Origin of the sequence: Streptomyces sp. NPDC058880, from assembly GCF_042742535.1 — a bacterium.
GTDB lineage: Bacteria > Actinomycetota > Actinomycetes > Streptomycetales > Streptomycetaceae > Streptomyces.
The window spans coordinates 39955-60631 of the sequence record NZ_JBHYMC010000040.1 but is presented as its reverse complement, the minus strand read 5'-3'; the positions used below and the strand labels follow the sequence as shown (position 1 = coordinate 60631).

Below are 20677 nucleotides of genomic sequence, written 5' to 3'. Positions count from 1 at the left end.
CTCCGCCAGCTTCCCTGGACGGGTGCGGGGCCTTCCGCGGCTTTTCAGGAGCCCGGGGCTCAGCCTTGCCAGCTGTGCGGGGCGCGGAAGCCCGGGGTGCGCTCCAGGCGGCGCCATCCGGCCTGGCGCGGCAGCCGGGCCGTGGTCTCCTCGGGCGTGGCGGCCGCGCGCGCGAGCAGGATCGCGGTGATCGCGGCCAGCTCCTCGGGGGCGGCGTTGCCCTTCTCGACGCGCAGCAGGGTGTCAGAGGCGTTGGTCATGGGGTGGCAGATCTCCTTCGCGGTTACTGCGGCGGGTTGCCGTGCTTGCGGGACGGCAGATCGGCGTGCTTGTTGCGGAGCATCGCGAGGGCGCTGACGAGCACCTCGCGGGTCTCGGCGGGGTCGATGACGTCGTCGACGAGGCCGCGCTCGGCCGCGTAGTACGGGTGCATCAGCTCGGACTTGTACTCCTTGACCATGCGCGTGCGCATGGCCTCGGGGTCCTCGGCGTCCGCGATCTGCTTGCGGAAGATGACGTTGGCAGCGCCCTCGGCGCCCATCACGGCGATCTCGTTGGTGGGCCAGGCGTAGGTGATGTCGGCGCCGATGGACTGGGAGTCCATGACGATGTAAGCGCCGCCGTAGGCCTTGCGCAGGATCAGCGAGATCCGCGGGACGGTGGCGTTGCAGTACGCGTACAGCAGCTTGGCGCCGTGGCGGATGATGCCGCCGTGCTCCTGGTCGACGCCCGGGAGGAAGCCGGGCACGTCCAGCAGCGTGATGATCGGGATGTTGAAGGCATCGCACATCTGGACGAAGCGCGCGGACTTCTCGGAGGCCTCGATGTCGAGGACACCGGCGAGGTGCGCGGGCTGGTTGGCGACGATGCCGACGACCTGGCCGTCCATGCGCGCCAGGGCGCAGACGATGTTGCGGGCCCAGCGCTCGTGGATCTCCAGGACGTCGCCGTCGTCGACGAGCTCCTCGATGACCTTGTGCATGTCGTACGGGCGGTTGCCGTCCGCGGGGACCAGGTCCAGGAGGACCTCGCTGCGGCGGTCCGCCGGGTCGCTCGTCTCGTGGACGGGCGGGTTCTCGCGGTTGTTCGAGGGGAGCATCGAGATGAGGTAGCGGACCTCGGAGATGCAGGTCTCCTCGTCGTCGTACGCGAAGTGCGCGACGCCCGAGGTCTCGGCGTGCACGTCGGCGCCGCCGAGGCCGTTCTGGGTGATCTCCTCGCCGGTCACCGCGCGGACCACGTCCGGGCCGGTGATGAACATCTGCGAGGTGTCGCGGACCATGAAGACGAAGTCCGTCAGGGCCGGGGAGTACGCGGCTCCGCCGGCGCACGGGCCGAGCATCACCGAGATCTGCGGGATGACGCCGGAGGCCTTGGTGTTGCGCTGGAAGATGCCGCCGTAGCCGGCCAGGGCGGAGACGCCCTCCTGGATGCGGGCGCCGGCGCCGTCGTTGAGGGAGACCAGCGGGGCACCGGCCGCGATGGCCATGTCCATGATCTTGTGGATCTTGGTGGCGTGGGCCTCGCCCAGGGCGCCGCCGAAGATCCGGAAGTCGTGCGCGTAGACGAAGACCGTGCGGCCCTCGACCGTGCCCCAGCCGGTGATGACACCGTCGGTGTACGGCTTCTTGTTCTCGAGGCCGAAGCCGGTCGCGCGGTGGCGGCGCAGCTGCTCGACCTCCCGGAAGGAACCCTCGTCGAGGAGCAGTGCGATGCGCTCGCGCGCCGTCAGCTTGCCCTTCGCGTGCTGGGCCTCGGTCGCACGGTCACTCGGTCCACGCCGCGCCTGCTCGCGCAGGGAGTGCAGCTCGGCCACGCGCCCACGGGCGTCCGTCGGCTCGCTCGGGATCTGGTCCACAACGGTCATGTACCGACCTTACGAAGATCGTGATGAAAAACCTCCGTTCATTCCGCACAGTCTCGGGAGTCTTCCGCTGTCCGGCCCGCACAGAACAGCCCTGGGAATTAAGGACTCCGCCAGATGGGGCCATCCCTCGTTGTAGGACCTTCACAGAAATCCCCGACACCCCGACCAGTAGTTGAAATTTGAACGGAGCGCCTCTACTCTCGACGGTGTCGAAGTCGTTGAAGTTTCAACGATCAGGCTTCCCGCACCCACCCACCACCACCGAGGAGCAGGTCATGGGCCTCTTCAACCGCCGCACCCAGGAGAACACCACCGCCGTCGCCACCCTGGACGTGGACCCGGCGCTCGCCGCCCTCACCGGCGACTACGTCATCGACCCGGCCCACAGCAGCATCGGATTCACCGTCCGGCACGCGATGGTGACCAACGTCCGCGGCTCCTTCGCCGACCACGAAGGGACCCTGCACCTGGACGGCTCCGACCCGGCCCGCTCCACCGCCGCCATCGACGTCAAGATCGCCTCCGTGGACACCGGCATCGCCGACCGCGACGGCCACCTGCGCAGCGCCGACTTCTTCGACGCCGAGACCTTCCCGCTGATGACCTTCCGCTCCACCGGAGCCGCGTTCCTCGGCGGCGACACCTACCGGATCACCGGCGACCTCACCATCCGGGACGTCACCCGTCCGCTCTCCATCGACCTGGAGTTCAACGGCTCCGCCACCGACCCGTACGGCAACCAGCGCGTCGGGTTCGAGGGCAGCACCGACATCCTGCGCTCGGACTGGGGCCTGACCTGGAACGCGGCGCTGGAGACGGGCGGCGTCGTGGTCAGCGACAAGGTGAAGCTGACCTTCGACATCTCCGCCATCAGGCAGGCCTGACCGCAGCACGGCGGCCCGGGGGCGGCACGGACTAGAAGCCGCCCCCGTCGAATCCGCCCCCGTCGAACCCGCCGCCGAAGTCCCCGCCGCCGAAGTCGGACGGGTTGAAGTCGGCCCCGGAGAAGTCCCCGCCGCCGTAGCCGTCACCCGTGCCACCGCCGTAGTCCGCGGCGTACGCGGGCGTCGACATGGCCGAACCGAGCATGGTGCCCACGAGCAGGCCGGGCAGGATGCCGCCGCCGAAGTAGCCGCCGGCCCAGGGCCCGTAGGCCGGGCCGGCATCGTAGTAGGGCCGCGGTCCGCGGTCGGTGTCGACCGTGCGGACGGCCGGATCCAGCCCGTCGCGCAGCCGCACCGCGTCCGCCGTGCAGACGGGCACCGTACGCGCGGCCCCCGCGGCGGGGGCCCACGTCGCGTCCTCGGTGCTCGGCCCGTGGCGCGGGTCGAAGAAGCAGGGCGCGCGGCGCTCGGGCACCGGCTCGCCCTGTCGGCGCGCGTCCAGACAGGCCAGGGCGTACCGGCCGTCCTCCAGGGCCTGGGTCACCCCGGTGACCTCCTCCGGATACCGGACGGAGGCCATGATCTGCTTGGCCTTGTCGTAGGAGTCGAGCCCGCGGGCGTAGTCCTCGCGCATGGCATCGTCGGCGCCGGGCTCGCCGGGGCGGAAGTCCAGGCGCTCCAGCTCCTCGCCGAAGGCCGTGATGTCCTCGTCGACGACCACACTCAGCCGCTCGACGGCCTCGCGCCGGGCCTCTTCCTTCTTCCTGCGGTTCCGGCGGACCAGCGCGTAGGCGCCGCCACCGCCGATCACGGCCACCGCGCCGAGGGTGACCAGACCGCCGACCGGGACGCCGGCGGCGGCTGCGCCGGTATCCCAGGAGTCGGGGGCGCTGCCCCTGGTCTGGGTCAGGGCCTGGTCCACGAAGTTGTTGAGCTGGGTGTTCGCGTCGACCGGGGTCCCCGTCTTGACCGCCTCGGTGAGGTTGCGCACGGCGTTGGGCGGCATGACGGCCCGGTCGGCACCGGCGTTGAAGCCGTCACCGAGCCGGATCGCGTACAGCCCGGTGATGCCCGTCTCCGCACGGACCGCGGCGAGCACCTTGTCCTGCGGGAAGTCGGCGGTGGCCGGGAGCACGGCGACGAAGACCGGCTTGTCGGCGTCCTTGATCTTCTGGGCCAGGGCATCGGCCTCGGCCTTGGGCAGCTGCGCCGCGGCCCGCGGATCGACGTAGACGGGTCCCTCCTTGAGGGCTTCCGCCACCGCCGCGACTCCGGTGGCGGCCGATGCCTGCGGTGCGGCCACCAGGGCAGTCGCACCGAGGGACAGCAGCAGACCGGAGAGCAACGCTCCCCAACGTATGGATATCAGCCCGGTCCTCATGTCCTTGACGCTACCCGAACCGGGACTTTCCCGTGTGAGCAAGACATAAGGGCCTACTGACCCGCACAGTGGCGCCCCGGGGACGCCCGGGACAGCGGCTACTCGGCCGGCTCGACGCCCGCGTGGAGGAGGCCGTAGGTGAACGCGTCCTCCAAGGCCTGCCAGGAGGCGGCGATCACATTGGGGGCGACGCCGACGGTCGACCACTCGCGAACCCCGTCCGTCGTGGCGACGAGGACGCGGGTCGTGGACTCCGTGCCGTGCGTGCCCTCCAGGATGCGGACCTTGTAGTCGACCAGCTCGAACTTGGCGAGCTGCGGGTAGAAGCGCTCCAGCGCCACCCGCAGGGCCCGGTCCAGCGCGTTGACCGGGCCGTTGCCCTCGGCCGTCGCGACGATCCGCTCGCCCTTGGCCCACAGCTTCACCGTGGCCTCGTTGGCGTGGGTGCCGTCCGGGCGGTCCTCGACGATCGCCCGCCAGGACTCGATGCGGAAGTACCTGCGGGCCCGCCCCTCGGCCTCGGCCCGCAGCAGCAGCTCGAAGGAGGCGTCGGCCGCCTCGTAGGTGTAGCCCTGGAGCTCGCGCTCCTTGACCCGTTCCACCACCCGGGAGATCAGCGCGCGGTCCCCGCCGAGCTCGACGCCGAGCTCCTTGCCCTTGAGCTCGATGGACGCGCGGCCGGCCATGTCGGAGACCAGCATCCGCATGGTGTTCCCGACCCGCTCGGGGTCGATGTGCTGGTAGAGGTCCGGGTCGACCTTGATCGCCGAGGCGTGCAGGCCCGCCTTGTGGGCGAAGGCGGAGACGCCGACGTAGGGCTGGTGGGTGGAGGGCGTCAGGTTGACGACCTCGGCGATGGCGTGCGAGATCCGGGTCATCTCGGCGAGCGCGCCGTCGGGGAGGACCGTGCGCCCGTACTTGATCTCCAGCGCGGCGACGACGGGGAACAGGTTGGCGTTGCCGACGCGCTCACCGTAGCCGTTGGCGGTGCACTGGACGTGGGTGGCTCCGGCGTCAACGGCGGCGAGGGTGTTGGCGACGGCGCAGCCGGTGTCGTCCTGGGCATGGATACCGAGGCGGGCGCCGGTGTCGGCGAGGACGGTGGCGACGGTCGCCGACACCTGGGCGGGCAGCATGCCGCCGTTGGTGTCGCAGAGGATGACGACATCGGCTCCGGCCTCGTGCGCGGTGCGCACGACGGACTTCGCGTACTCGGCGTTGGCCCGGTAGCCGTCGAAGAAGTGCTCGCAGTCAACGAAGACCCTGCGGCCCTGGGCCACCAGGTGCGAGACGGTGTCCCGGACCATCTCCAGGTTCTCCTCCAGGGTGGTGCGCAGGGCGAGCTCGACGTGGCGGTCGTGGGACTTGGCGACGAGCGTGATCACCGGGGCGCCGGACTCCAGCAGGGCCCGCACCTGCGGGTCCTGGTCGGCCGAGCCGCCCGCCCGGCGGGTGGCGCCGAAGGCGACCAGCTGGGCGTTCTTGAAGTCGATCTCCGCGCGGGCGCGGGCGAAGAACTCGGTGTCCCGGGGGTTGGCGCCGGGCCAGCCGCCCTCGATGAAGCCCACTCCGAAGTCGTCCAGATGGCGGGCGATCGTCAGCTTGTCGGCGACCGTGAGGTTGATGCCCTCGCGCTGGGCGCCGTCGCGCAGGGTGGTGTCGAAGACGTGGAAGCTGTCGTCCAGGACCGCTGCTGCCGCCTCTGGTGTCGTCGTCATGCTGATCTGACTCCTGTCGGATGAGTGGTTCCGGAAACCCGCCCATGGGAAGGCCGCCGTCACTGCCCCCATCATCGCGCGCAGTCCGCTCCCGGCAGGGATGGGCCGGGAAACGAAAAAACCTCTCGCGGGTAGCGAGAGGTTTGCACGCGGGTCCGAGGCACGGTGGCCGTGACCGCGAAGTTCTTCCACGGTTCAGCGGCCACTGGGGACCGGCGCGCTGCTGGCGATAATCATGAGCTGAGCAGGCACGTCCGCAGTGTGCCACACCGCCCGCCGTGCATGGACAGCCATCTCACCATGCGGTCATGCCCGGTCCGGCGGCGCATCCCCGCACCGCCCCGCGGCCCACCCGGCCCCGTTCCGGCGGACAGAACCTAGGAGCGGGGGGACAGGGTGTCCGCCAGGAACTCCTGGACGTGGGCCAGGATGGCCGTCCGGTCGAGCGTCGGCAGACCCACCGCCAACTGGATGCTGAAGCCGTCGAGCAGGGCCCGGATGCGGGTCGCCACCCGCTCGGCGTCCACCGGGCGGAACTCCCCGCGCGACATGCCCTCAGCGAGCAGCGCCACCAGGTCGCGGTGCCAGGCGCCCTCGATGGCCGCCTGCCGGTCGCGCTCACGCGGGCCGGCGTTCTGGGAGCGGTTCCACACCTCCAGCCACAGCGTCCAGTGCGGGTCGCGGGCCTGCGTGGGCACGTACAGGTCCACGTACGCCTGCAGGCGCTCGGTCACCGGGCCTCGGCGGGCGAGCAGGGCCCGACGCGCGCCGCCCAGTTCGGCCTCGCTCCACTCCAGAGTCTGCAGCAGGAGCTCGTCCTTGCTGCGGAAGTAGTAGAGGAGATGGCCGCTGCTCATGCCGACCTCGCGGCCCAGACCGGCCATGGTCAGGCCGTCCAGCCCGCGCTCGGCGATCGTGGCCATGGCGGCGACGAGTACGTCCTCGCGCGGGGGCGCGTTCTTGCGCGCCGCCCGTACCGGTACTCCGTCCGCCGCCATGGACCACTCCTCGTCGAATCGGCCGCCGCGCGTCCGCGGATCAGACCTTCGGCTGCTGCTGGGTGATGCAGTGGATGCCGCCACCCCCGGCGAAAATCGTACGTGCGTCAACGAGGGTCACCGTCCGCTCGGGGAACAGGCCGCGGAAGATCTCGGCCGCCTCCTCGTCCCGCGGGTCGTCGAAGGAGCACAGCACGACGCCGTCGTTGCACAGGTAGTGGTTGATGTAGGAGTAGTCCACCCACTCGCCGTCCTCCTCCAGGACGGTCGGCGCCGGGATCTCCACGACATCCAGCTGCCGGCCGCGGGCGTCGGTGGACGCGCGCAGGATCGCTGCGATGGTCTTGCAGCGCTCGTGGTCCGGGTGGGAGGGGTCGGGCTGGGTGTGCACCATGACCACGCCGGGGCGGGCGAAGGCCGCGACGATGTCGACGTGGCCCTGCGTGCCGTAGGTGCCGTAGTCGCCGGCCAGACCGTACGGCAGCCAGATCGCCTTGGTGGTGCCGAGGTGGGCGTGGATCTCGGCCTCGACCTGCTCTCGGGTCCAGTCGGGGTTGCGGCCCTTGCCCAGCTGGACGGTGTCGGTGAGCAGCACGGTGCCCTCGCCGTCGACGTGGATGGCGCCGCCCTCGTTGACCAGCGGGGTGCTGAACGTGCGCGTGCCGAGCACGTCGGAGATCTGGCGGGCGATCTTCGCGTCGTGGTCCCAGCGGGCCCACTCCTGGGCGCCCCAGCCGTTGAAGGTCCAGTCGACGGCGGCCAGTGTGCCGGCGCCGTCGGTGACGAAGGTCGGGCCGATGTCGCGCATCCAGGCGTCGTCGAGCTCGCGCTCGACCACGTCGAGTGGGTGGCCGTCGCCTGCGCCGGCGATCGCCCGGGCGCCCTCGGCGTCGCCCGGGGAGACGACCAGGGTCACGGGTTCGTAGGCGCGGACCGCACGGGCGACGGCGCCCCAGGCCCCGCGGGCCTCGGCGAGCTCCTGCTCGTTGGTGAAGGTCGGGTTCGGGCTGGGCCAGGCCATCCAGGTGCGCTCGTGGGGCGTCCACTCGGCGGGCATCCGGAATCCGTTGTGCACGGGCTTGGTGGTCATGGCAGGCAGGTCCTTACGGGCTGTGCTGGCTTACAGGAAGTACAGGCGGTTGAGGGAGACCGACTCGGCGGCCTCGGAGCGCAGGGGTTCCCCGTCGAGGGAGACCAGTCCGCTGTGGGCGTCCACGTCGACCGCACCCGTCCGGGAGTTGAGGAGCAGGTCGCCGGGGCCGATGCCGCGGGTGCCGCGGACGGCGACCCGGCGGCGGCGGGTCGGCATCGCGTCGCCGCCCAGGGCCGCGGCCGCGGCGGAGACGAAGGCGACGGAGATGTCGGCCGCGGTGGCCCCATAGGCGCCGAACTGCGGCCCGAGGACGAGGGGTTCGCAGGTGTCGGTGGCGGCGTTGGGGTCGCCGGTGACCCCGTAGGCGGGGAAGCCGGACTTGAGTACCAGCTGCGGCTTGGCCCCGAAGAACTGGGGGCGCCAGAGCACGATGTCGGCGAGCTTGCCGACCTCGATCGAGCCGATCTCGTGGGCCAGGCCGTGGGCGATGGCCGGGTTGATGGTCAGCTTGGCCATGTAGCGCAGTACGCGGGCGTTGTCGTCGCCCTCACCATCGCCCTCCAACGGGCCGAGCTCGCCCTTCATCTTCGCGGCCATCGCGAAGGTGCGGCGGATGGTCTCGCCCGCGCGGCCCATGCCCTGGGCGTCGGAGGAGGTGATGCCGATCGCGCCCAGGTCGTGCAGGACGTCCTCGGCGCCCATCGTCCCGGCCCGGATGCGGTCGCGGGCCATGGCGGCGTCGCCGGGAAGGTCGGGCTTGAGGTCGTGGACGGAGACGATCATCCCATAGTGCTCGGCGACGGCGTCCCGGCCGAAGGGGAGCGTCGGATTGGTGGAGGAGCCGATCACGTTCGGCACGCCCGCCATCTTCAGCACGTTCGGGACGTGACCGCCGCCGCAGCCCTCGATGTGGAAGGCGTGGATGGTCCGGCCGTCCAGCACCCGCAGGGTGTCCTCGACGGAGAGGCATTCGTTGAGGCCGTCGCTGTGCAGGGCGACTTGGACGTCGTGCTCCTCGGCCACCCGCAGCGCGGTGTCCAGGGCCCGGGTGTGCGCGCCCATGTCCTCGTGCACCTTGAAGCCGCTGGCGCCGCCCTCGGCGAGGGCCTCGACGAGGGGTGCGGCGTCGGAGGAGGAGCCGCGGGCGAGGAAGCCAATGTTCACGGGCCAGGCGTCGAAGGCGTTGAAGGCGTGCTTCAGGGCCCACGGGGAGTTGACGCCGACGCCCCACACGGGGCCGAACTCCTGACCGATGACGGTGGTGACTCCCGCGGCGAGCGAGGCCTCCATGATGCGCGGGGACAGCAGGTGGACGTGCGTGTCCACGGCGCCAGCGGTGGCGATCAGGCCCTCGCCGGAGACGATCGAGGTACCGGTGCCGACGACGACGTCGACGCCGTCGAGGGTGTCGGGGTTGCCGGCTCGGCCGATCGCGTGGATGCGGCCCTCGCGGATGCCGATGGAGACCTTACGGATGCCGAGGACGGCGTCGATGACCAGGACGTTGCTGATCACGACGTCGCAGGTGTCACGGACCGCGGCCCCCTTCAGGTGCAGGCCGTCGCGGGCGGTCTTGCCAAAGCCCGCCAGGAACTCCTCCCCCGGCTTCTGCGCGTCGGCCTCGACCCGGACGGTCAGCCCGGAGTCGCCGAGGCGGACCCGGTCCCCCGCACGAGGGCCGAAGACGGCCGCGTACTCGTGCGGATCGATGTGCCGGCTGCCCGGCGCGCAGTGCGCACTGTGGTCGGTGTGCGGGGTCTGCCTGCTCATGCCGTGGTCCCTTCCGGGCGGTCGGCGGGGCCGGACTGGCCGGCCCCGGTCGGGGTGGCACCCAGGTAGCCGCAGGCCGCAGCGCGGCGCAGGGCCTCCTCCCTGGCTCCGGGGGCGTCGAGGGGGCCGTCGACCAGACCCGCGAAACCGATCGCGACGCGATCGCCGCCGATGGGGACCAGACCCACGTCGCCCTCGCCGTGCGGGTCGAACCGTACGGAGGAGCCGGCCGGCACGCACAGCCGCATGCCGTAGGCCGCGGCGCGGTCGAAGTCCAGGCGCGGGTTCGCCTCGAAGAAGTGGAAGTGCGAGGTCACGCTGATCGGCACGTCGGCGGTGTTGCGCACGTGCAGGTGCGCGGCGGACTCCGGCTGAGGGACCCCGGGGCCGGGGACCACGGCGCCGGGGGCGTCGTCGCCGAGCGGCACCGCGCCCCGGACGGGGGACGAGACCACGGCGAGGCGTGATCCGTCGTCGAAGACGGCCTCCACGTGCACCTCGGTGACGACGTCGGCGACGCCCGGCAGGACGTCGCCGGGGCCCAGCACGCAGCAGGCCTCCTCGATGGCCTCGGCGAGCCGCTTGCCGTCGCGCGCGGCCTCACAGACCGTGTCCGCGATCAGCGCGGTGGCCTCCGGGACGTTGAGCTTCAGGCCACGGGCCCGCCGGGCCCTGGCCAGTTCCGCAGCGCTGCGGAGGAGCAGGCGGTCACGCTCCGTAGGGGTCAGCCGCACGCCGATCCACCACCTCTTGAGTCGAAGAGTTAGAGCATCACTCTAACTCTTGATTTGGTTGGCGGGAATCATTGACCTGAACACACGGCTTGAGCCACATTGAGTGTCGCTCAAACACAAGCGCAACCACCCCCCGCCCTGCCAAGGGAGTCCCCCATGCCCATCGAACAGCGCGGAGTCGACACCATCCCGGAGGAGGAGCGGACCAGCGGTCCCCGTGACCTGATATCGATCCTCCTCGGCTCCAATCTGTGCCTCGGTGTGATCGTCTTCGGCTGGCTGCCCCCGTCCTTCGGACTGGGCCTGTGGCCCTCGGTCACGGCCATCGTCACTGGCACCCTCGTCGGCATCGCCTTCACCGCGCCGCTGGCGCTCGTCTCCCTGCGCACCGCGACCAACCTCTCCACCTCCAGCGGCGCGCAGTTCGGTGTGCGCGGGCGGCTCGTGGGGTCGGTGGTGGGCCTGCTGCTCTCGCTCGGCTACACCGCACTCACGCTGTGGATCGGCGGCGACGTGATGGTCGGCACCCTCGCGCGGCTCACCGGCCTCCCGGACACCGGCCTCTCGCGGGCCGTGATGTACGGCCTGCTCGCCGCGTGCACCGTCGTCGCGGCCGTCTTCGGCTACCGGCTGCTGCTGCGCATGAGCAAGGTGCTGTCCATCGGCATGATGGTGCTGCTGGCGGTCGGCGTCGTCGCCTACGCCCCGGACTTCACCACCTCCGCGCCGCCCGAGACCCCGTACCTGCTCGGATCCTTCTGGCCGACGTGGCTGCTGGCCGCTGTCGCCGCCGGGCTCAGCGGGCCCGTCGCCTTCATCACCCTGCTGGGCGATTACACGCGCTACATCTCCCCGCGCCGGCACGGCTCGCGCAGGGTCCTGTGGGCCACCGCATTCGGTCTGCTGATCGGCCTGCTGGTCCCGCAGCTCTTCGGCACCTACACGGCACTGGCCGCCCGGGCGGGCCTGGACTACGCCGGTCCGCTCGTGGCAGCCGCACCGCTGTGGTACCTGCTCCCCCTGCTGGTCGCCGCCGCGGCGGGCTCGGTCGGCAACGCCGGCCTGATGCTCTACTCCATGGGGCTGGACCTCGACGCGATCATCCCCCGGGCCACCCGCACCACGGCCACCGTGATCGCCGCGGCCGCCGCGACCGCCTTCGTCTTCATCGGGTCCTTCGAGTGGGACGTGCAGTCCGCGATGACCTCGTTCGTCCTGGTGCTGACCGCGATCGGCACCCCGTGGGCCGTGATCACCCTGATCGGCCACGTGCGCTGCCGCGGGGTCTACGACGCCGACGCGCTCCAGGTCTTCAACCGCCGCTCGGTGGGCGGGGCCTACTGGTACCGGGCCGGCTGGAACGTCGCGGCCACCACCTCCTGGGGGATCGGGGCCGCCGTCGGCCTGCTCGCCGTGACCACCCCCTCCTACGAGGGCCCGCTGCTCGCCCTCACCGGTGGCGTGGACTGCTCCTTCGTCCTGTCCGGTCTCACCGGCGGCCTCGTGTACGCCGTGCTCACGGCCCGCCGCGCTGCCGCCCCGGCCCCGGTGGCCGCCGCCGAGGAGCCCGCGAACGCCTGAGGTTCCCCGTACGCATGCGGGCGGGCCCGCACCCCGGAGATCCGGAGTGCGGGCCCGCCCGTCTGCACTCCCTAGCCCAGGGGGTGCATCCAGCCGTGGGTGTCGGCGGCGTGGCCGGTCTGGAGTTCCAGCAGCGCCTTGCGCAGGCGCATGGTGACCTCGCCGGGCTCGCCGTCGCCCTGGGTCCAGTTGGCACGCTCGGACTTGACCGAGCCGACCGGGGTGATGACGGCGGCCGTGCCGCACGCGAACACCTCGGTGAGGGTGCCGTTGGCGTTGTCGCGCTGCCAGTCCTCGGTGGTCAGGCGGCCTTCTTCGGCGGTGTAGCCGAGGTCGCGGGCGATGGTGAGGAGGGAGTCGCGGGTGATGCCGGGAAGCAGCGAGCCGGTGAGCTCGGGGGTGACGATGCGGTCCCCGTACACGAAGTACAGGTTCATCCCGCCCATCTCCTCGATCCAGCGGTGCTCGACGGCGTCGAGCCACACCACCTGGTCGCAGCCGTGCGAGGCGGCCTGGGCCTGCGCGACCAGCGAGGCCGCGTAGTTGCCGCCGGTCTTGGCCGCGCCGGTGCCGCCCTTGACCGCGCGGACGTAGTCCTCGGAGAGCCAGACGGAGACGGGCTTGACGCCCCCGGGGAAGTACGCGCCGGCGGGCGAGGCGATGACGATGAAGAGGAACTCGTTGGCCGGGCGGACGCCGAGGCCGACCTCCGAGGCGAACATGAAGGGCCTGAGGTACAGGGATGCCTCGCCGGAGTCCGGCACCCAGGCGCGGTCCTGCTTGATCAGGGCGTCGCAGGCCTCGATGAAGAGGTCGACGGGCAGTTCCGGCATCGCCATGCGGCGGGCCGAGGCCTGGAAGCGCGCGGCGTTGGCCTCGGGGCGGAAGGTGGCGACGGTGCCGTCGGGCTGGCGGTAGGCCTTGAGGCCCTCGAAGATCGTCTGCGCGTAGTGCAGGGTCATGTTCGCCGGGTCGATCGAGAGCGGCGCGTACGGGACCAGTTCGGCGTCGTGCCAGCCGCGGCCCTCGGTCCACTTGATCGTCACCATGTGATCGGTGAAGTGGCGGCCGAATCCGGGGCTGGCCAGGATCGCCTCGCGCTCCGCGTCGGACAGCGGGTTCGAGGAGGGCTTGAGCTCGATCGTGGGCGTCGTCATGAGTGCTTGTCCTTCACCGGTTGTGTATGGCGGACCGCGCTCACGGCGTACCAGGACGTCCGAGCTTCCCTGCATTCCGCGGCCTCGCGTTCGATTATCGCGCGCGGGCAGGCTTCGGAGAAGCGGGGGGATTGCGGCCCAGGGGAGATGGTGGCACCCGGGGCCGCACAGGAAAAGCCGCCGGGTCCCATTGTGACCCGGCGGCTTCCCGAGGTGGAGCAGCCGGGTCAGCCGGCTACCCGCGCGGCGAGGGCGTCGCCGATCGCGTCGGTGGAGCGGAAGGTTCCGTCCCGTTCGGCGAGGTCGGCGGAGACCGCGTCCTCGATGCGGACGGCCTCGTCCTCGTAGCCGAGGTGGCGCAGCAGGAGGGCGACCGAGAGGATCGTCGCGGTCGGGTCCGCCTTCCCGGTGCCGGCGATGTCCGGGGCCGAGCCGTGGACGGGCTCGAACATGGACGGGAAGGCTCCGGTCGGATTGATGTTCCCGGAGGCGGCCAGGCCGATTCCGCCCGTGACGGCCGCGGCCAGGTCGGTGAGGATGTCACCGAAGAGGTTGTCCGTGACGATGACGTCGAAGCGCTCCGGCTGCGTGACGAAGAAGATCGTCGCGGCGTCCACGTGCAGGTAGTCGGTGGTGACCTCGGGGTACTCCCGGCCGACCTTGTCGAAGATGTTCTTCCACAGGTGACCCGCGTACACGAGGACGTTGTTCTTGTGAACGAGCGTCAGCTTCTTGCGGGGGCGGGCATTGGCCCGCTCGTAGGCGTCGCGGACGACGCGCTCGACACCGTACGCGGTGTTGACGCTGACCTCGGTGGCCACCTCGGCGGGGGTGCCGGTGCGCAGGCTGCCGCCGTTGCCGGTGTACGGACCCTCGGTGCCCTCGCGGACGACGACGAAGTCGATGTCCGGGCGGCCCGCCAGGGGGGTGGCGGTGTTGGGGAACAGCTTCGACGGCCGCAGGTTGATGAAGTGGTCGAACGCGAAGCGCAGCTTCAGCAGCAGGCCGCGCTCCAGCACGCCGGACGGGACCGAGGGGTCGCCGATGGCGCCCAGCAGGATCGCGTCGTGGCGCGCCAGGGCTTCGAGTTCCGCGTCCGGGAGGGTCTCACCGGTGCGGTGCCAGCGCTGGGCGCCGAGGTCGTACTGCCTGGTCTCCAGCTTCACATCCTGGGGCAGGACCGCGGTAAGGACCTTGAGTCCCTGAGCCACGACTTCCTGGCCGATGCCATCACCGGGGATCACTGCGAGATTGATGCTGGTCGACATGGCGAAACCGTACTCCGCGTCCAGCCCTCAGACATTTCGCGTCCACGATGTGGACGCGAAATGTCCCCCGGAGGGCGTCAGTGGCCGGTCGAACCGCCGTTGTCGCGGCGGTCGAGGGCGCGCTGCAGCGCTGCGGCGGCGTTCTTGCGCTCGTCGGCCGTGGCGGAGGCGTGGCGGACGCGGCGGGCGGCGGTGGTTGCGGTCATGGTGATCGACTCCTTGAGATCACGGCGTGGCGGGGCCACGGATGAGGGGTTCCTTCAAGGCGCCGGAAGAGGCGGGGAGCAGCGCGCCGCAGGGGTTGCCTGCCAGGGGCGCGCGCTCTCGACCGCCATTCGCCTGATCGGCGAGACGTTCGGCTCCTACCAAGCTAGGGCAGGTCCCGCTGTATGTCTCGGCAATTACTCGGACTTCCTACTATCTGAGACGCCCATCCCCCCGAAGAGACGCCCCCCGAAGGTCCGCTTCAGGTCCTGCCGGAGCGAAGTTCCCTGATCAGAGCCTTGATCGCGAGAGTTGCGGCGGCTTCCGACGTGGTGACGTATCCCACCTCGCGCACCGGCCCCAACGGGCCCAGTCCGGCGATCTCCACGGCCTCCGTCGCGTCCCTCAGGGACAGCTCGGGCATGATCGCCATGCCGAGCCCCCGACCGACCATGGTCAGCACCATGGCGTCGTCCTCCGCCTTGACCGTCGCCCGCGGGATCCAGTCCTGCGCCCGCCACCAGGCCCGGGTGTAGGAGCCGCAGTTCTCGTCCCAGTCCATGAGGGGCAGCGACTTCGGGTCGGGGTGCCCCGCCGGGTGCACCAGGTGGTACGCCTCCTGCGCGAGCACCCCCGTCAGCAGGCCGGGCGGCGCCGCGCCCGGCGAACCGCCCAGGGTGGCGATGCCCAGATCCGCACGGCCCGCCGCCACTTCCCCCGCCGCGCCGGCACCGATCTCGCGGACCACGCGGACCTCCGGGCGGATGCCGGGGTGCCGGGCGGTCAGTCGCTCCAGGGCGGGCGGCAGCAGGTGCAGGGCGGCGCTCCGGAACGCCGCGATCCGCAGAACTCCGTCCAGGGCGCCGCCGCCGTCGCCCCGGCCCGCACTGCGCACCTCCGCGCCCATGACCTCGTACAGCCGCAGGATGCGGCGGGCGTGTCCGACCGCCCGCTCCCCCGCCGGCGTGGGCGAGGCCCCCGCCCGTCCGCGGTCGAAGAGCACCGCGCCGAGCTTGGCCTCGCTGCCGCGCACCGAGTGCGACACGGCCGACTGGGTGAGGCCGAGCGCCGCGGCCGCGGCGGAGAAGCCGCGGGCCTCCGCGACGGCCACCAGGATGCGCAGTTCGCGCGGGAGAAGATCGGACACCGGGGCCCCCACCTCGTGGTATGAGTGATGCTCATGGATGTGTGACGTCCATGAACCCAACCCCCTGCCCGGCCCCCGGATTCCTTCCTAGCGTTGCGGACATGACCACGAACACCGCTCGCGCCGTACACCAGATCGCCCGCCCCGAAGGCTTCCCCGCGTCCTCCGACTTCGCCCACGTCTCCTCCCCGGTCCCCGAGCCCCGGCCCGGCACCGCCCTGGTGGAGAACCTGCTGCTCTCCGTGGACCCCTACCACCGCGGCCTGATGGACGGCGGCGAGGGCGGCTTCGAGCTGAACGCCCCGCTGGAGGGCCGCTCGGTGGGCCGGGTGATCGCCTCCCGAGACCCGGGCCTACGCGAGGGCGACCTGGTCTTCCACCGCGAGGGCTGGCGCACGCACGCCCTCGTCACCCTCGGGAAGGCTGGTGCCCGCACGCTGCGCGGCCATGCGGGCGTACCGCTGGAGGCGTACCTGTCGATCCTCGGCGGCACCGGCCTCACCGCGTACGCCGCACTGACCCGGACCGCAGCACTGAGAGAGGGCGAGGACCTGTTCGTCTCCGCCGCCGCGGGCGGCGTCGGCACCGCCACCGGGCACCTCGCACGGCTGCTGGGCGCGCGGCGCGTCATCGGCAGTGCGGGCTCGGCGGCGAAGGTCCGCCACCTCACGGACGTTCTCGGCTTCGACGCGGCCTTCGACTACCACGACGGCCCGGTCGGCGAGCAGCTCGCCCAAGCCGCCCCCGAGGGCATCGACGTCTACGTGGACAACGTGGGAGGCGAGCACCTGGAGGGCGCGATCGGCGCACTGCGGGAGTTCGGCCGGATCGCCTGGGTCGGCGCCGTCTCGACCTACAACGGCGGCCGCTCCCCCGCCGCGCCCCGCAACCTCTTCGAGATCGTGCACAAATCGCTGCGCCTGGAGGGCGTAATGGTTCGACATCACACCAATCTTCAGGAGGAGTTGGAGGACCTCCTCGTCCCTCACCTGCGCAGCGGCCGGATCGGCACCGACACCACCGTTGTCCAGGGCTTCGAGCACACGGTGGAGGCCTTCCGCGGCATGCTCCGCGGCGAGAACACGGGCAAGATGCTCGTGCGGATCAAGGCCTGACTCCGGCCGCCCGGAAGTTCACCGAACTCTTACCGCACGGCTGTGGACCTTTGAGGCCACCCCCGCCACCCTTGCCGTCGATGTGCCACCGGGGCACCACAGTTGGAGGCGAGGGACCAGTGACACCGATCAGCCGAAGAGGTTTCGTGGGAATCGGCGCCGGGCTGATGGCGGGGGCCGCGCTACCCGTCACGGCGCCCTCGTCGGCGGCCGCGGCCTCGGCGAGCGGCACCCTCACCGACGTGCAGCACGTGGTGATCCTGATGCAGGAGAACCGCAGCTTCGACCACTACTTCGGCGGGCTGAAGGGCGTCCGCGGGTTCGGCGACCGTGCCGCCGGCAACATCCCGGGCGGCTGGGGCACCTTCAACCAGCCCAACTGGGGCGCCCGGCAGTACCCGTGGAAACTGTCCGCCACCCCGCCGGCCGGCGGGGTGGACGGCGCGACCCTGGCCCAGTGCAGCGGCGACCTCCCGCACAGCTGGACCTCGCAGCACGCCGCCTGGAACAAGGGCCGGATGGACAACTGGGTCCTGGGGGTCGGCAGCACCCGCACCCTCGGCCACCTGGACCGGGGCGACCTCCCCTTCCACTACGCCCTCGCCGACAACTACACGGTCTGCGACGCGTACTTCTGCTCCGCCCTCAGCGCGACCGGTCCGAACCGCACCTTCCTCTGGAGCGGGAAGGTCGACGCCGGCAGCAAGGACGGCGGTGAGGAGTCGGGGCTGACCTGGGAGACGTACGCCGAGGCCCTGCAGCGCGCCGGCGTGACCTGGAAGGTCTACCAGAACGCCCAGGACAACTACGGCGACAACGGCCTCGCCTACTTCAGGAACTTCACCGACGCGGCTCCCGGGAACCCGCTGTGGGACCAGGGCATGGCCTCGGTCCCCAAGGTGACCGGCTCCACCCCGGACGACATCGCGGCCGCCATCCGCGCCGACGCCGTCGCGGGCACCCTCCCCCAGGTGTCCTGGGTCGTCGCCAGCGAGGCCTTCTCGGAGCACCCCTACGCCCCGCCCGGCGACGGCGCGCACTTCGTGGACCTGGTCTACCGCGCCCTCGCAGCGAACCCCGAGGTCTTCGACTCCACCGTCCTGATCCTCAACTACGACGAGAACGACGGCTTCTTCGACCACGTTCCGCCCCCGGTCGCGCCGCCCGGCACCCCCGGTGAGTACGTGGACGGCGTCCCGATCGGGCTCGGCTTCCGCGTGCCCATGCTGGTCATGTCCCCGTGGACGCGCGGCGGATGGGTCAGTTCGGAGGTCTTCGACCACACCTCGGTGCTCCGCTTCCTGGAGACCTGGACCGCCGCCCTCGGCACGCCGGCCACCTGCCCGAACATCAGCGCCTGGCGCCGCCGGGTGGTGGGCGACCTGACCGGCGTCTTCGACTTCGCGCACCCGGTGTACGGGGTTCCGGCGGGCCTGCCGCCGACCGCCAAGGTGATCGGCCAGGCCACCTGCGCCCCGCTTCCCAATCCGGTGCCGCAGGACAACGCCCTCCCGGCGCAGGAGCCGGGCACCCGTCCGGCGCGCGCCCTCCCTTACCAGGTCAACGGCAACCTGGATCGCTTCGAGTTCGGAGCGGCCGGCCAGATCACGGCCTGGTTCTCGATGACCAACCAGGGTGCCCAGGCCAAGCGGCCCGCGCACTTCTCGATCCACCCGCACCAGCACCGCGACACGGCGGCCTGGCAGTACACGGTGGACCCGGGCGACACCTCGACCGACTACTTCCACATCGGTCTCGGCCACGGCTCCGGCAAGTACGACATCTCGATGTACGGACCGAACCGCTTCCTGCGGCGCTTCATCGGCGACGCGTCCAAGGCGGGCCGCGCGATCGAGGTGGCGGCGCGGTTCGCGGTGGAGCCCGGTACCGGTAGGACGGCGGTCTGGTTCAAGATGACGAACTCCTCCGCCTCCCCCGTCACCTTCACGATCCGCTCCAACGCCTACCGTTCGGACGGCCCGTGGACGTACACCGTCCCGGCGCACTCCTCCCGCGAGGACTTCTTCAACGCGGTGGCGTACACCAAGGGCTGGTACGACTTCACGATCCTGGCCGACTCCGACGGCACCTGGTCGCGCCGCTACACGGGCCATATCGAGACGGGCTCGGCGAGCGTTTCGGGGTCGTGACCCCGCAGGTGTCCTAAAGGACGTCCCCGTCGCGCCAGTCGAAGTCGAGCCGCCCGGCGGGGTCCGGCCGGACCCCGCCGGGCGGTGTCCACACATGGGTGGAGCCCTCCTCCTCGGGCAGCCGCACCGGTCCCTCCGGGGAGAGCACCCCCACCTCGCCCGGCCACACCGACCAGCCCCGGGCCAGGTAGAGCCCGGCGCCCTGTTCCGAGGCCGACAGCGCGCCCAGCACGTAGGCCCCCGCCACGACCTGCTCCAGCCGCTCCGTCACCCGTCCGCCGAGGCCGCGGCGGCGCAGGTCGGCCCGTACGGCAACGGCCTCGACGTATCCGGTGCGCAGGGCGCGCCCCCGGTGCACGACCCGCCGCTGTACGACACTTCCGTGCGCGGCGAGCCTGCCGTCCACGCCGATCAGCACGTGCATGCCGCCGAGCGCGTGCTCGAAGTCCTCGTCGGCGAAGTCCCCCTCGAAGGCGTCGTCGAGCAGGGTCCGGATCGCGCGGAGCTCGGCGGCGGTCAGTTCCGAGGTGTGCGCGGTGCGCGTGTCCATCTCTGCTCCCGCCAGTCGGTGACTCGGCGTACTCGGTGGACCGCGTGCGGCCGTCCGGGCTCCCGGCATCCGGACGCCGCGCTCCGACGCCTTCGCTCATCCCGTGAACGTACCAAGGACCGGGGCCGCACCGAGATCGCATTGCGGACGCCGAACGCCGGACACCGGCCGCCATCGGCCGAACCGGCTCTGGCGGTCTGGACCAGTGCTTCGGCAGACTCGCCCCATGTCGCCCGATACCCAGCAGTGGACCCCCACCCACGGCCAGCCGTACCGTCCGGCCGCCTACCGGCCCGAACGGATGCCGCAGCACGAATCCCTCGCACGCGCCGCCGAGTTGCGGGCGCGGATGGACCAGCGGCGGACCGTACGCCACTTCTCCCCCGACCCGGTGCCCGAACAGGCCGTCCTGGACGCCATCGCCTGCGCGGCGACGGCGCCGTCCGGAGCGCACCAGCAGCCGTGGACCTTCGTCCTGGTCAAGGATCCGGCCGTACGCCGGCAGATCCGTGCGGCCGCAGAACAGGAGGAGGAGCTCTCCTACGACGGGCGCCTCGGCGACGAATGGCTGGCGGCCCTGCGCCCGCTCGGCACGGACGCCGTGAAAACCCACCTCACGGACGCACCGGCGCTGATCGTGGTCTTCCAGCAGCGGTACTGGCTCGGCCCCGACGGCACGAAGCGCAAGCACTACTACGTGGACGAGTCGGTCGGCATCGCGGTCGGCATGCTGCTCTCCGCCCTGCACCTGAGCGGCTTGGCCGCCCTGATCCACACGCCGAGCCCGATGCGCTTCCTGAGTCACGTCCTGGACCGGCCGGAGAACGAGAAGGCCTTCGCGGTGATCCCGGTCGGTTACCCGGCGGACGACTGCACGGTCCCGGACCTGGTCCGCAAGTCCCTCGACCAGGTCATCGTCGAGGTCTGACGGCCTCACCGCCGGGCGGCTCCTGCTCCTGCTCCTGCTCCTGGCCGGGGTTGTCCGCCAGGGAACTGGAAACCGCCCCCGTTCCGGACTTGGGGGTACCGGAACGGGGGCGGGGTTCAGCAGGGGCCGGGG

18 protein-coding genes are annotated in these 20677 nt (G+C 71.4%); 5 read left to right on the top strand and 13 right to left on the bottom strand.

Going from position 1 to position 20677, the window contains the following annotated elements:
* Window positions 1-59 precede the first annotated feature (59 nt).
* Both ACFW2G_RS21915 and ACFW2G_RS21910 read right to left on the bottom strand, forming a co-directional pair.
* Window positions 60-260, bottom strand: coding sequence for an acyl-CoA carboxylase subunit epsilon (locus ACFW2G_RS21915; RefSeq protein ID WP_037928229.1), 201 nt, complete (start codon window positions 258-260; stop codon window positions 60-62).
* A gap of 23 nt (window positions 261-283) precedes the next feature.
* Window positions 284-1867 carry an acyl-CoA carboxylase subunit beta gene (locus ACFW2G_RS21910; RefSeq protein ID WP_037928227.1) on the bottom strand — a complete coding sequence of 528 codons (1584 nt, stop codon included), beginning with the start codon at window positions 1865-1867 and terminating at the stop codon, window positions 284-286.
* 275 nt (window positions 1868-2142) lie between these two features.
* Between ACFW2G_RS21910 and ACFW2G_RS21905 the strand changes: the two genes are divergently transcribed.
* Entirely contained in the window at window positions 2143-2751 is a 609-nt protein-coding gene (locus ACFW2G_RS21905) for a YceI family protein (protein WP_384450443.1), read from the top strand.
* 31 nt (window positions 2752-2782) lie between these two features.
* On the opposite strand, the gene ACFW2G_RS21900 is transcribed toward ACFW2G_RS21905, so the two are convergent.
* The 6 genes from ACFW2G_RS21900 to ureA form a co-directional block, all read right to left on the bottom strand.
* A complete protein-coding gene (locus ACFW2G_RS21900; protein WP_384582357.1) occupies window positions 2783-4132 on the bottom strand; it encodes a hypothetical protein in 1350 nt (449 codons plus the stop codon).
* 98 nt (window positions 4133-4230) lie between these two features.
* Window positions 4231-5850, bottom strand: coding sequence for a citramalate synthase (gene cimA / locus ACFW2G_RS21895; RefSeq protein ID WP_037928219.1), 1620 nt, complete (start codon window positions 5848-5850; stop codon window positions 4231-4233).
* Window positions 5851-6227: 377 nt separating this feature from the next.
* Entirely contained in the window at window positions 6228-6848 is a 621-nt protein-coding gene (locus ACFW2G_RS21890; protein ID WP_037928214.1) for a TetR/AcrR family transcriptional regulator, read from the bottom strand.
* A 40-nt stretch (window positions 6849-6888) separates the two neighbouring features.
* Window positions 6889-7938 (bottom strand): agmatine/peptidylarginine deiminase, encoded by a 1050-nt coding sequence (locus ACFW2G_RS21885; protein WP_384450437.1) that lies wholly within the window; start codon window positions 7936-7938, stop codon window positions 6889-6891.
* A gap of 30 nt (window positions 7939-7968) precedes the next feature.
* On the bottom strand, window positions 7969-9711 hold the full coding sequence (locus tag ACFW2G_RS21880; RefSeq protein WP_384450434.1) for an urease subunit alpha: 1743 nt from the start codon (window positions 9709-9711) through the stop codon (window positions 7969-7971).
* A complete protein-coding gene (gene ureA, locus ACFW2G_RS21875; protein WP_384582355.1) occupies window positions 9708-10445 on the bottom strand; it encodes an urease subunit gamma in 738 nt (245 codons plus the stop codon). Before ureA ends, ACFW2G_RS21880 begins: the two co-directional genes overlap by 4 nt.
* A 156-nt stretch (window positions 10446-10601) precedes the next feature.
* Here ureA and ACFW2G_RS21870 point away from each other — a divergent pair, with 156 nt between their 5' ends.
* The gene (locus tag ACFW2G_RS21870) at window positions 10602-12026 is read left to right on the top strand and encodes a cytosine permease (protein WP_384582354.1); all 1425 of its coding nucleotides are present in this window, start codon (window positions 10602-10604) and stop codon (window positions 12024-12026) included.
* A gap of 71 nt (window positions 12027-12097) precedes the next feature.
* On the opposite strand, the gene ACFW2G_RS21865 is transcribed toward ACFW2G_RS21870, so the two are convergent.
* The 4 genes from ACFW2G_RS21865 to ACFW2G_RS21850 all read right to left on the bottom strand — a co-directional run bounded on the left by ACFW2G_RS21865 (window position 12098) and on the right by ACFW2G_RS21850 (window position 15802).
* Window positions 12098-13183 (bottom strand): branched-chain amino acid aminotransferase, encoded by a 1086-nt coding sequence (locus tag ACFW2G_RS21865; RefSeq protein ID WP_384450425.1) that lies wholly within the window; start codon window positions 13181-13183, stop codon window positions 12098-12100.
* 227 nt (window positions 13184-13410) lie between these two features.
* Entirely contained in the window at window positions 13411-14451 is a 1041-nt protein-coding gene (locus tag ACFW2G_RS21860) for a 3-isopropylmalate dehydrogenase (RefSeq protein WP_384450423.1), read from the bottom strand.
* A 77-nt stretch (window positions 14452-14528) separates the two neighbouring features.
* Complete coding sequence (locus ACFW2G_RS21855; protein WP_384450420.1) at window positions 14529-14657, bottom strand: hypothetical protein; 129 nt, start codon at window positions 14655-14657, stop codon at window positions 14529-14531.
* Between the two features lie 260 nt (window positions 14658-14917).
* Window positions 14918-15802, bottom strand: coding sequence for a LysR family transcriptional regulator (locus ACFW2G_RS21850; protein ID WP_384450417.1), 885 nt, complete (start codon window positions 15800-15802; stop codon window positions 14918-14920).
* A gap of 101 nt (window positions 15803-15903) precedes the next feature.
* On the opposite strand from ACFW2G_RS21850, the gene ACFW2G_RS21845 reads away from it, so the two are divergent.
* Window positions 15904-16917: an NADP-dependent oxidoreductase gene (locus ACFW2G_RS21845; RefSeq protein WP_037928198.1), complete on the top strand. Its 1014-nt coding sequence runs from the start codon at window positions 15904-15906 to the stop codon at window positions 16915-16917.
* 119 nt (window positions 16918-17036) lie between these two features.
* Window positions 17037-19067 (top strand): phosphocholine-specific phospholipase C, encoded by a 2031-nt coding sequence (locus tag ACFW2G_RS21840; protein WP_384450414.1) that lies wholly within the window; start codon window positions 17037-17039, stop codon window positions 19065-19067.
* A 13-nt stretch (window positions 19068-19080) separates the two neighbouring features.
* On the opposite strand, the gene ACFW2G_RS21835 is transcribed toward ACFW2G_RS21840, so the two are convergent.
* Window positions 19081-19617, bottom strand: coding sequence for a GNAT family N-acetyltransferase (locus ACFW2G_RS21835; RefSeq protein ID WP_384582352.1), 537 nt, complete (start codon window positions 19615-19617; stop codon window positions 19081-19083).
* Window positions 19618-19843: 226 nt separating this feature from the next.
* On the opposite strand from ACFW2G_RS21835, the gene ACFW2G_RS21830 reads away from it, so the two are divergent.
* A complete protein-coding gene (locus tag ACFW2G_RS21830) occupies window positions 19844-20545 on the top strand; it encodes a nitroreductase family protein (RefSeq protein WP_037928189.1) in 702 nt (233 codons plus the stop codon).
* The last annotated feature ends 132 nt before the right edge of the window (window positions 20546-20677 follow it).